The 10,573-nt window shown below is 64.5% G+C and carries 10 protein-coding genes and 1 riboswitch; of the genes, 7 read left to right on the top strand and 3 right to left on the bottom strand.

Annotation, left to right across the window (positions count from 1 at the left end):
* The coding region (locus DBR22_RS07165; RefSeq protein WP_146187418.1) for an MFS transporter at window positions 1-622 on the bottom strand (622 nt) is incomplete at its 3' end.
* Window positions 623-848: 226 nt separating this feature from the next.
* Here DBR22_RS07165 and DBR22_RS07160 point away from each other — a divergent pair.
* Complete coding sequence (locus DBR22_RS07160) at window positions 849-2,183, top strand: ammonium transporter (protein WP_108598434.1); 1,335 nt, start codon at window positions 849-851, stop codon at window positions 2,181-2,183.
* Window positions 2,180-2,518, top strand: coding sequence for a P-II family nitrogen regulator (locus DBR22_RS07155; protein ID WP_108598433.1), 339 nt, complete (start codon window positions 2,180-2,182; stop codon window positions 2,516-2,518). Before DBR22_RS07160 ends, DBR22_RS07155 begins: the two co-directional genes overlap by 4 nt.
* Window positions 2,519-2,618: 100 nt before the next feature.
* Here DBR22_RS07155 and DBR22_RS07150 read toward each other — a convergent pair whose 3' ends face one another.
* Window positions 2,619-4,049, bottom strand: coding sequence for a glucose-6-phosphate dehydrogenase (locus tag DBR22_RS07150; protein WP_108598432.1), 1,431 nt, complete (start codon window positions 4,047-4,049; stop codon window positions 2,619-2,621).
* Window positions 4,050-4,138: 89 nt separating this feature from the next.
* On the opposite strand from DBR22_RS07150, the gene ffh reads away from it, so the two are divergent.
* Window positions 4,139-5,719, top strand: coding sequence for a signal recognition particle protein (gene ffh / locus DBR22_RS07145; protein WP_108598431.1), 1,581 nt, complete (start codon window positions 4,139-4,141; stop codon window positions 5,717-5,719).
* Window positions 5,720-5,815: 96 nt separating this feature from the next.
* Window positions 5,816-6,550 (top strand): alpha/beta fold hydrolase, encoded by a 735-nt coding sequence (locus DBR22_RS07140; RefSeq protein ID WP_108598430.1) that lies wholly within the window; start codon window positions 5,816-5,818, stop codon window positions 6,548-6,550.
* Here the strand turns inward: DBR22_RS07140 and thiC are convergent.
* Complete coding sequence (thiC, locus tag DBR22_RS07135) at window positions 6,533-8,359, bottom strand: phosphomethylpyrimidine synthase ThiC (RefSeq protein ID WP_108598429.1); 1,827 nt, start codon at window positions 8,357-8,359, stop codon at window positions 6,533-6,535. The genes DBR22_RS07140 and thiC overlap by 18 nt on opposite strands.
* Window positions 8,354-8,461, bottom strand: a riboswitch (TPP riboswitch). Its footprint overlaps the gene before it by 6 nt.
* A 142-nt stretch (window positions 8,462-8,603) precedes the next feature.
* On the opposite strand from thiC, the gene DBR22_RS07130 reads away from it, so the two are divergent.
* The 3 genes from DBR22_RS07130 to rpsP form a co-directional block, all read left to right on the top strand.
* Window positions 8,604-9,479 carry a VOC family protein gene (locus tag DBR22_RS07130; RefSeq protein ID WP_108598435.1) on the top strand — a complete coding sequence of 292 codons (876 nt, stop codon included), beginning with the start codon at window positions 8,604-8,606 and terminating at the stop codon, window positions 9,477-9,479.
* A 119-nt stretch (window positions 9,480-9,598) separates the two neighbouring features.
* Entirely contained in the window at window positions 9,599-10,036 is a 438-nt protein-coding gene (locus DBR22_RS07125; protein WP_181365074.1) for a hypothetical protein, read from the top strand.
* 194 nt (window positions 10,037-10,230) lie between these two features.
* Window positions 10,231-10,573: 30S ribosomal protein S16 (gene rpsP / locus DBR22_RS07120; protein WP_108598427.1), on the top strand; the 343-nt coding region annotated here is incomplete at its 3' end.

Genomic DNA, 10,573 nt, shown 5'->3' with positions numbered 1-10,573 from the left:
GACCCAGCTCAGCCACGCACCCCTGGCGGTGAAATCGGCTGGCAGCCAGGACCAGGGCTGCCGCGTAGCCCAGGAACGGAACCCGCAGCCCGAAGCCGGCCAGCAGCCCGCCCACAATCGGTCCACAGACGTTGCCTATCAGAAATGCTGACGCATATGCGCCCGAAACCCTGCCCCGGCTTTCGGGCGGTGCCAGCCTGACCACAAGCGCCATGGATGCCACCGTGAACATCACCGAACCCACCCCGCCCAGACCCCGGAAGACCAGCAGCTGCCAGTAGTCCTGGGCGAAAGCGCACGCCGCGGTCGACGCGGCCACGATGAGGAGCCCGGCTACGTAAACGGGCCGCTCGCCCAGCCGTCCGATCAGGGCGCCGCCTGCCGGGGCGAACACCAGGCGCATGAAGGCGAAGATGCTCACAATCACGGCAGCAGCGGTGGCTCCCACATCAAAGGTTGTTGCGAATTGCGGCAACACGGGCGCAACGAGACCGAATCCTAGGGCAATGAGGAACGCTGCAGCCAACATCACCTTGATGTCCCGGGGAAGGCGCCCCCGCTCGGGACGAATAACCGCCAGGATCCGTGTTGTGACGCGGCTCACGCGGGATGGTGGTGGCATAAGGGTGCGTTCCTTGCAAAATCAGCGGCCGGGCTTCGGCGGCAACGATGAAACATAACCGTAACAAGCCAGATATGCACCATTTACTTCATTGAGGTTGTTGTAACAAACCCGCAATCTAAATCCTCCGCGGGCGAAACACGGCAGCGACAAACTCGATGCAGGACGCAAAAGGCGTTGGCAGGCGGACTGGTCCGCAGAATCGATCATAGGGAGGACGTGCACCATGGAACTTACCGCAGGTCACGTATGGCTCATGGTATCGGCAGCACTCGTGCTGTTCATGACACCGGGTCTGGCATTTTTTTACGGCGGCATGACGCGCGCCAAGGCTGCACTGAACATGATGATGATGAGCTTCATTTCCATCGGCATGGTCGGTGTGGTGTGGGTACTCTGGGGTGCCTCAATGAGCTCCGGGGAAGGTTTCCTGCAGATCGTCGGCAGCCCCTTCGCCACATTCGGCCTGGAAGGAATCTCCACTCCTGACGGCCTCATCAAGGTGGGCTACGCCGCCACCTTCGCCATCATCACCGTGGCACTGATCAGCGGTGCGATCGCTGACCGCGCCAAGTTCGGCGCCTGGTCAGTCTTCGTCCCGGTCTGGGTCACACTGGTCTACTGCCCGCTTGCCTACATGGTCTGGGGCGGCGGCCTCTTCGGTCCCGAAGGCGCGATCGGGCAGGCCCTCGGCCCGGCCATCGACTTCGCCGGCGGCACCGTGGTCCACATCAACGCAGGTGTTGCAGCACTGGTTCTGGTCCTGATCATCGGCAACCGCAAGGGCTTCGGCAAGGACCCGAACCACCGGCCCCACAACATCCCGTTCGTCATGCTGGGCGCGGCCATCCTCTGGTTCGGCTGGTTCGGTTTCAATGGCGGAGCAGCCACCACTGCAGAGCAGGGCGGCCTCATCTGGGTCAACACCCTCGCCGCACCGGCCGCTGCCATGCTCGGCTGGCTTATCACTGAACGGATCCGCGACGGCCACCCCACCTCCCTGGGTGCCGCATCCGGTGTGGTTGCAGGCCTCGTTGCCATCACCCCTGCCTGCGCCAACGTCAGCCCGGTGGGCGCCCTTGGCCTCGGCCTGATCGCCGGTATTGCCTCGGCCCTGGCCGTCGGCCTCAAGTTCCGCTGGGGCTTCGATGACTCGCTGGACGTGGTGGGCGTGCACCTGGTCTCGGGCATTATCGGCACCGTTGCACTGGGCTTCATCGCACTGCCCACCGACGGTGTCGGCGGCGGCCTCTTCTACGGCGGCGGAGCAGCACAGCTTTGGGCCCAGCTCGCAGCTGCCGGCATCGCCATTGCCTACTCGGCGATCCTGACGGCGATCATCGCCTTCGCCATCCACAAGACCATGGGCTTCCGGGTCTCCCAGGAACAGGAAGTGGTTGGTGTTGACCTCAGCCTGCACGCAGAAACGGCCTACGAGTTCGGAGTGGGCGGCCACGGCGGAAGCTTCCAGCCGCTGCACGAACTGATCACCGGCAAGGGTACTTCCGGCGAAGCCAAGAAGTCAGAGGCCGCAACAGGCAAGGAAAGCGTAGAGGCATGAAACTGATCACAGCAATCGTCCGGCCGGAGAAGCTCGAATCCATCCGGGAGGGCCTGGAGGCGTACGGCGTCCAGGGGCTGACGGTCAGCGCAGCAAGCGGCTACGGCCGCCAGCGCGGGTACACAGAGGTCTACCGGGGAGCCGAATACAACGTGGACCTGCTGCCCAAGATCCGGGTCGAGGTGCTCGCCACTGACGAGCAGGCCGACGACATCCTGGACGTCATCATCGCCAGCTCCAACACGGGGCGGGCCGGCGACGGCAAGGTCTGGACCGTGGATGTCCACGAGGCAGTCAGGGTCCGCACCGGAGAACGCGGCGTAGCAGCGATCTAGCACCGCGGACGCCACCTGGCTCCACAGCAGGGCAGAAAGGCGGGCAGGGAACCTCGAAGGTTCCCTTCCCGCCTTTCTCTGTTTCAGTAACTAAAGAAAGCTAATCCGCCGGCCCGGGGCCCGACCCCAAGGGGCCCCCTCCGGGACCTGTCCATGCGGCTGGACCCGCGGAGCCGGCGTCGTACTCTTCCAGCGGAACAGTGCCGCGCTGCCAGGCCTTCAGTACCGGCTCAATGATCCGCCAGCAGTCTTCCGCGGTGTCACCGCGTACCGACAGCAGGGGATCACCGTTCAGGACCCCTTCGAGCACTTCGCCGTAGGGCAACAGCTCCGAAGCGCTCAGCTCGGAATTCAGGGTGATCCGGCTCAGGCTGAAGATGCTCCCGGGGCCGTTCACATCGACGTCGAACTGAAGCGTGTCCGGACCGAAACCGATCCGCAGCTGGTTGGGGGAGTCCACGCCGGTGAAGCCCGCCGGAAGGTGGGGGACCGGCCGGAAGGTGACCACGGCCTCCTTGCGCTTAACCCCCAGGGCCTTGCCCGAGCGCAGGATGAAGGGAACGCCCTTCCAGCGCCAGTTGTCGATTTCCACCCGGACCTCAGCCAGGGTCTCCGTGCCCTTGGCTGCATCCACCCCTGTTTCCTTTGTATAGTCGGGGACTTTCCGACCGGCGATCGTACCTGCCGTGTAAACGGCCCGGCGCGTCGATTTTGCGTAGGGCGCGCTGATGCGGCTGGCACGCAGAACCGTGGCAATGGCGTCGCGGAGGTCCCGCTCGCCGATGGTGGCCAGCGGCTCGATAGCCACCAGCGCCATGATTTCCAGCAGGTGGCTCTGGATCATGTCCCGCAGCGCGCCGGCATTGTCGTAATACCTGGCACGTCCCTCCAGCGCCAGGTCCTCATCAAAGATGATCTCCACCTTTTCCACGTGCTCGCGGTTCCAGACCGGCTCCAGGAAGTTGTTGGCGAACCGCAGGCCCAGGATGTTCAGCACGGTGGCCTTGCCCAGGAAGTGGTCCACGCGGTGGATGTGGTCCTCGGGAACCAGGGCAACAAGCGTCTGGTTGAGCGAACGGGCTGATGCCTCGCTGGAACCGAAGGGCTTCTCCATCACCAACCGCGTGCCGGCAGGCACCTGTTCGGGCCGCAGCGATTCGCAGGCGAGCTGGCTGACGTGGGGCGGGAGGGCAAAATAGACCGCTGTGGGCCCATCCAGTTCAGCCAGCAACGACGCCAAGGCCCCCTCGGCCGTCACATCCAACTGATGGTATTCGGTCGCCTTTGCCAAGCCTTTCAGGGCCTTCTTTCCTGCCGCGTCCGCGGTCACTGCGGCCTCGGCGAAGGCCTCATGGACCCTGGCCCGCCACTTTTCGGCGGGCCAGTCATCGGAGCCCGCGCCCACCAGCTTGAGCCCTTCGGCGCGTCCCTTGGCTACCAGCCGGGCAAGGCCGGGCAGCAGCAGCCGCCCGGTCAGATCCCCGGAGGCACCGAGGATGAGCAGGGTTTTTACACTCGTTTGGCTCGTCACCTACGACAGCATGCCATCATGCAGGCCCGTCTTGGTACCCTAGATAGTCGAGTCCCACCTGTAACTCCACTGAAAGAAGTGCGCGGCGCGTGTTCAATTCACTCTCTGACCGGTTGACAGCAACCTTCAAGAATCTCCGTGGCAAGGGCCGCCTCACCGAGGCCGATGTCGATGCCACCGTCCGGGAGATCCGCCGCGCCCTTTTGGACGCCGACGTTGCCGTGCCCGTGGTGCGCGAGTTCACGGCCCGTGTGCGTGAACGTGCCCTCGGTGCAGAGGTTTCGGGGGCGCTGAACCCGAGCCAGCAGATCGTGAAGATCGTGAACGAGGAACTGGTGGAAATCCTCGGCGGCGAGACGCGCCGGATCCGTATGGCCAAGACCGGCCCCACCATCATCATGCTCGCCGGCCTCCAGGGTGCAGGTAAAACGACGCTCGCGGGAAAGCTTTCCAAGTGGCTGAAGTCCCAGGGCCACAGCCCCATCCTGGTGGCGTGCGACCTCCAGCGCCCCAACGCTGTCACCCAGCTCCAGGTGGTCGGCAAGCGTGCCGGCGTTCCGGTCTTTGCCCCGCACCCGGGCGCAACCTCCGAACTGGAACACCCCGCCGGTGACCCTGTCGCCGTCGCCCGCGCCGGCGTCGAGGAAGCCCGGCAGAAGCTGCACGACTTCGTCATCGTGGACACGGCCGGGCGGCTTGGTGTTGATACCGAGATGATGGAGCAGGCGCGCGAGATCCGCCGCGCCATCGTTCCCAACGAAGTGCTCTTTGTCATTGATGCCATGATCGGCCAGGACGCCGTCAACACGGCCATGGCCTTCGATGAGGGCGTCAACTTCACCGGCATCGTACTGTCAAAGCTCGACGGCGACGCCCGCGGCGGTGCCGCGCTCTCAGTCGCGTCGGTCACCGGCAAGCCGGTCATGTTCGCGTCCACCGGCGAAGGTGTTGACGATTTCGAGCTCTTCCACCCGGACCGGATGGCTTCACGCATCCTGGACATGGGCGACGTCCTGACCCTGATCGAGCAGGCGGAGAAGAACTGGGACAAGGACGAAGCTGCCCGGATGGCGAAGAAGTTCGCCGACCAGGAAGACTTCACCCTGGACGACTTCCTCTCCCAGATGCAGCAGATCCGCAACATGGGCTCCATGAAGAAGATGCTCATGATGATGCCGGGTGCCCAGAACATCCGCCAGCAGCTCGAGCAGTTCGACGAGCGCGAGATCGACCGCGTCGAGGCCATTGTCCGGTCCATGACGCCCCACGAACGCGTTGCACCGAAGATCATCAACGGCTCCCGCCGGGCACGCATTGCCCGCGGTTCGGGCGTCCACGTGTCCGAGGTAAACGGCCTGCTGGAGCGTTTCGCCCAGGCCCAGAAGATGATGAAGAAGATGGCCCAGGGCGGGGGCATGCCCGGGATGCCGGGGATGCCCGGCATGGCTGGTCCGGGCGGGGCACGCAAAGGTGGCAAGAACGCCCCCAAGAAGAAGGCGCGTTCGGGCAACCCGGCCAAGGCGGCCCAGGAGCTCAAGGACGCCGAAGCCCGCCGGGCGGGCGCCGCGAAGGCGCTTCCCACGGGTGCAGCGTTCGGCCAGCAGTCCGGCGACTTCGATCCCTCGCAGCTGAACCTGCCCAAGGGATTCGATAAGTTCCTCGGCAAATAGCCACGGGGCCCCTGTGTCCCGGTACGGCTTCGGGGCTCGGAACGGCATGGGGTGCCGTGTCGAACGGATGTCGGCGCCGTCGAATAGGGTTGGGTCATGTTCAAGCAGAGGGTAGTGTTCGTGCACGGCGCCGGGCCCTTCGGGGCGGCGGCGTGGCCGCGGCAGCACGGAATGGCGCTTGCCTACGATGCACTGTTCCTGCGGCGCCACGGCTTCGACGCCCTCGCCGATCCGCTCGAATCCTCCTTCACCGAGGACACGGCCATCATCCTGCGCTCGTTGGCGGATGACGGCCGCGGAGGCTCCGGCGGCCACGTCGTTGCGCACGCCCAGGGCGCCATTGCCGCCATGATGGCGGCCGTCCAGCGCCCCGACCTCGTTTTTTCCCTGACACTGGTGGAGCCGGCATGCCTCTCGCTGACCGCTGAACTGCCCGCCACCTCTGCCCACGTGGCGCTGATGCGCCCGCTTTTTGAGGTACGGCACCAGCTGGGCGATGAGGACTTCCAGCGCGAATTCGTCCGCAGGATGTTTGCAACGGATCTTCTGGAGCCCGCCACGCCGGAGGAAAAAAAGTCAGCGCGCCGGCTCCGGTTGCAGGCGCCGTCGTGGGAAGCGCCGTTGCACATCGTTCCGGGGGTCCCCACCATGGTCCTGACCGGAGGCTGGGAACCGCTCTACGAGGAAATCGCCGGCTACCTGCAGGAAACCGGTGCCCTGCACCGCATCAGCGCGGGTGGGCACCGGCCCCAGGATTCGGCGGAAGGCGACCGGGCCATCCGGTCATTCATCGCCGAAGTCAGCAGGTCAGCGTCAGTTCAGGCTTCCTGAATTCTTTTCGCCGCCGGCATCCGGTAACTGCAGTTCCGGCAGGTAGACCTTGCCGCCGGAGGCCATGAACTCCGCGCTCTTTTCCCGCATGCCCCTATAGGCGTCGGCAATCGCGGCCTGCGAATCGGCTGAACCGTACTCGTCCCGGATGTCCTGGCTGATCCTCATCGAACAGAACTTCGGCCCGCACATGGAGCAGAAATGCGCTGTCTTGGCGGCCTCAGCGGGCAGGGTTTCGTCGTGGAACGCCTCGGCCGTCACCGGATCCAGGGACAACGCGAACTGGTCGCGCCAGCGGAACTCGAACCGCGCCTTGGACAGGGCATCATCCCGCTCATGGGCACCGGGGTGGCCCTTGGCAAGATCCGCCGCGTGCGCGGCGATCTTGTAGGTGATCACGCCGGTCTTGACGTCATCCTTGTTGGGGAGGCCCAGATGCTCCTTCGGCGTGACGTAACAGAGCATCGCCGTGCCGTAGCGGGCGATCTCGGTGGCCCCGATGGCAGAGGTGATGTGGTCATAGCCGGGGGCAACATCAGTCACCAGGGGGCCGAGGGTGTAGAACGGGGCGCCTTTGCACAGTAGCTGCTGCCGCTCCACGTTCTCCCGTACCAGATGGAAGGGCACATGGCCGGGACCCTCCACCATGACCTGTACATCGAACTCCCACGCGCGCTGGGTGAGCTCGGCCAGCGTGTCCAGCTCGGCAAACTGAGCGGCGTCGTTGGCGTCCGCCGTGGCTCCCGGCCGCAGGCCATCTCCCAGGGAGAACGCGACGTCGTACTTCGCGAAGATTGAGCAGAGCTCGTCGAAGTGGGTGTAGAGGAAGTTCTCCTGATGGTGCGCCAGGCACCAACCGGCCATGATCGAGCCGCCGCGGGACACGATGCCGGTTACCCTGTTGGCCGTCAACGGAACATAACGCAGCAGCACGCCGGCGTGGATGGTCATATAGTCCACGCCTTGTTCGCACTGCTCTATGACGGTGTCCCGGAAGATTTCCCAGGTCAGTGCGTTGGCTTCGCCGTTGACCTTCTCCAGGGCCTGGTAGATGGGTACGGTACCGATCGGCACAGGTGCGTTGCGGATGATCCACTCGCGGGTTGTGTGGATGTCCTCTCCGGTGGACAGGTCCATCACCGTGTCCGCACCCCACCGGGTGGCCCACTGCAGCTTGTCCACCTCGGCCGCGATGGAACTTGTCACGGCCGAGTTGCCGATGTTGGCATTGATTTTCACGAGGAAAGCCTTGCCAATGATCATCGGCTCGGATTCGGGGTGGTTGATATTGCTGGGGATGATGGCACGTCCTGCCGCCACCTCGCTCCGCACCAGCTCCACATCGCAGTTCTCCCGCAATGCAACAAACCTCATCTCAGGAGTGATGATGCCCTGCCTGGCGTAGTGCATCTGGGTCACCGTCCTGCCTTCGACGGCGCGGCGGGGCACCGGCCGCGGTCCTTTCCACTCCGAGGAAGCAGCACCCCGGCGGACGGCCGAGCGGCCGTCGTCGAGCAGGTTCCGCTTTCTGCCGGAATAGGGCTCCGTGTCACTCCGCCCCTCAATCCACGAGGAGCGGAAGGGCTCCAGGCCGACGACGGGATCGCTGCCGGGGCCCGCGGTGCGGTACAACTGCACAGGGGCGTTGGCTTCGCCGTTGGGGGAGGGCTCCAGAGCGATCTCGGTGACGGGGACCCGGATGCCGTTGTCAGGATCCTCGAGGTACGCCAGGGAATGGGACTTCAGTGACTCGGTATTGGTGATTGCCTCGGCGTGGACAGGGCTGTGCTGTGTTTCGGTGGTGCTCAAGGGATACTCACTTCCTTCGCCGGCATTACCCGGACAGGTTCAACGGTCGCAGGCAGCGTCAGCCTGATCTCAGCCCATGCGTGGGCCCCCGTGTGGTCGTAGAAGAAGCTACCACAGCAGGGGCTTCCCCGGCTGAATCGTCGATAGGGAAAAAGCAGCGCCTCTTGAATTAAATTGAAGCTTCAAGTAAATTGGCATTATGACGGCCTTCGAACCCGAAGACCACGGGACCCGGGAGTTTTCAATGACTGCAGAAGCAACCAGCCAGGATCTCCTTCCTGCCGATCTCACCATGGGCACCGTGATGCTCAAGGTGGGCGACATGAAGCTGATGACGGACTACTACCAGCGCGCCCTTGGGCTGGAGGTCGTCGCCGAGCAGGACGGCGGTGTCTACCTGGGCCGGCTGCAGCGGCCCCTGGTCCACCTTGCGGCTGCCCCCTCATTGAATCTTCCCGGCAGGGGCGAGGCGGGGCTCTTCCACACTGCGCTTCTCTTCGAGACCCGCGCCGCGCTGGCCGCCACCGTGGCAACCACCGCCCAGTATGAACCGCGGTCCTTCACCGGCAGTGCCGACCACCTGGTCAGCGAAGCTTTCTACTTCAATGACCCTGAAGGCAACGGCATCGAACTCTACTGGGACCGTCCCCGGGAAAACTGGTCCTGGGAGGGCACCGATGTGGTCATGGACAGCCTTGCCCTTCCGCCGCAGCGCTATCTTGAGCAGCATCTGACCCAGGAGTCCCTGGAAAGCCAGCAGGGTGCCGGGGCCGGCGTCGGCCATATCCACCTCCAAGTGGGCGATATCCACTCTGCCCACCAGTTCTATGTGGAAACGCTTGGTTTCGAAAAGACCGCGGGCTGGCACGGGCAGGCACTGTTTGTCTCTGCCGGCCGGTACCACCACCACATGGCCATGAACGTGTGGAACAGCCGCGGAGCGGGGCCCCGCAAGGACACCCTGGGGTTGGGTGAGGTGCTGATCGAAGTGCCGTCAGGGGACGACGTCGGAGCGCTCGCCGACCGTTTGAAGGTCGCGGGTGTTGCCTCTCACCACACGGGAGCTGAACTGCGCTTCGAGGACCCCTGGCGCAACAGCATCCGCGTCGCCGTGCGCTGAGTTCAGGACCGGCCCTGAGTGTGGCCGGCCATGTACTAGGCTGAATCCGAACGGCCGGGGCGGCACCTTAACGCTGCCCGACACAGTGCCGCACCGTCGACGGAATGAGGGCTGTTCCCATGGGCTTCACTGAAATCTTTGTTGCCACCCACGACGCCGCGCTCAAGCGCGCCCAGGTCCTTGATGCCGGAGGGTCGCCGGTGGGTCCTGCCCTGCGGATTCCAGGTGTCAGCGACTTCGAAATCGAGCAGTTGGGTGACTTGGCCGGCGCTGCGGTCCACGCCGGCGGCGCCGACTACGAACTGGCAATGGTCGACGTTGCCAGTGACTCCCTTCTCGGGGTACCACCGGCCATGGTGCGGGCGCTGGCGGACCTGCTCACCTACGAGACCGAGGGTGAAGGCAATGTCCTGGACGACGTCGCTGAACAGTGGGCGGCCCAGGACGACATGCCGTTCGGCGTGGCGGAGGCCCGCAACCATGTCCGGCAACTCGCTGAGCTGGCCAGCGGAATAGATGATGCGGACCGCAACGGACTGTACGTCTGGTCGTCCTAGAGTGCCGGCGCCTGCCTCCCCGGTACGTGTCAAGTCGAAATCCGGACGCTGATCTGGCACAATAAACAGGTACTCGATCTGCGTGGCCCCTCTCTCCGCGTCCGGATCCTGTCCTTCGAACCCTCAAGTATGGCCCGCCCCACGGGTGCAGAACGTCGGTTCACCCCCTTTCTGAAACAGGAGTGACCACAAAAGTGGCCGTAAAGATTCGCCTTAAGCGCTTTGGCAAGATGCGCGCCCCGTACTACCGCATCGTCGTCATGGACGCACGCTCCAAGCGTGACGGCCGTGCCATCGAAGAAATCGGCAAGTACCACCCCACCGAAGAGCCCTCATACATCGAGGTCGACACGGACCGTGCCCAGTACTGGCTCGGCGTCGGCGCACAGCCGTCCGAGCAGGTTGCCGCGATCCTCAAGATCACCGGTGACTGGCAGAAGTTCAAGGGCCTCCCGGGCCAGGAAGGCACCCTGAAGACCAAAGCTCCGAAGGCCGCCTTCGTTGCCCCGGAAAAGGGTTCCGTGATCATCCCGGAAG

This window comes from Arthrobacter sp. HMWF013 (assembly GCF_003061105.1).
In the GTDB taxonomy this organism is placed as follows: Bacteria; Actinomycetota; Actinomycetes; order Actinomycetales; family Micrococcaceae; genus Arthrobacter.
The sequence above is the reverse complement of the archived record's forward strand: the minus strand, read 5'-3'. Positions and strand labels throughout refer to the sequence as shown.

Bases quoted from the DNA above. Each gene is read 5' to 3' on its own strand.
- DBR22_RS07160 (WP_108598434.1), top strand. From the start codon at position 849: ATGGAACTTACCGCAGGTCACGTATGGCTCATGGTATCGGCAGCACTC.
- DBR22_RS07155 (WP_108598433.1), top strand. From the start codon at position 2,180: ATGAAACTGATCACAGCAATCGTCCGGCCGGAGAAGCTCGAATCCATC.
- DBR22_RS07140 (WP_108598430.1), top strand. From the start codon at position 5,816: ATGTTCAAGCAGAGGGTAGTGTTCGTGCACGGCGCCGGGCCCTTCGGG.
- DBR22_RS07130 (WP_108598435.1), top strand. From the start codon at position 8,604: ATGACTGCAGAAGCAACCAGCCAGGATCTCCTTCCTGCCGATCTCACC.
- DBR22_RS07125 (WP_181365074.1), top strand. From the start codon at position 9,599: ATGGGCTTCACTGAAATCTTTGTTGCCACCCACGACGCCGCGCTCAAG.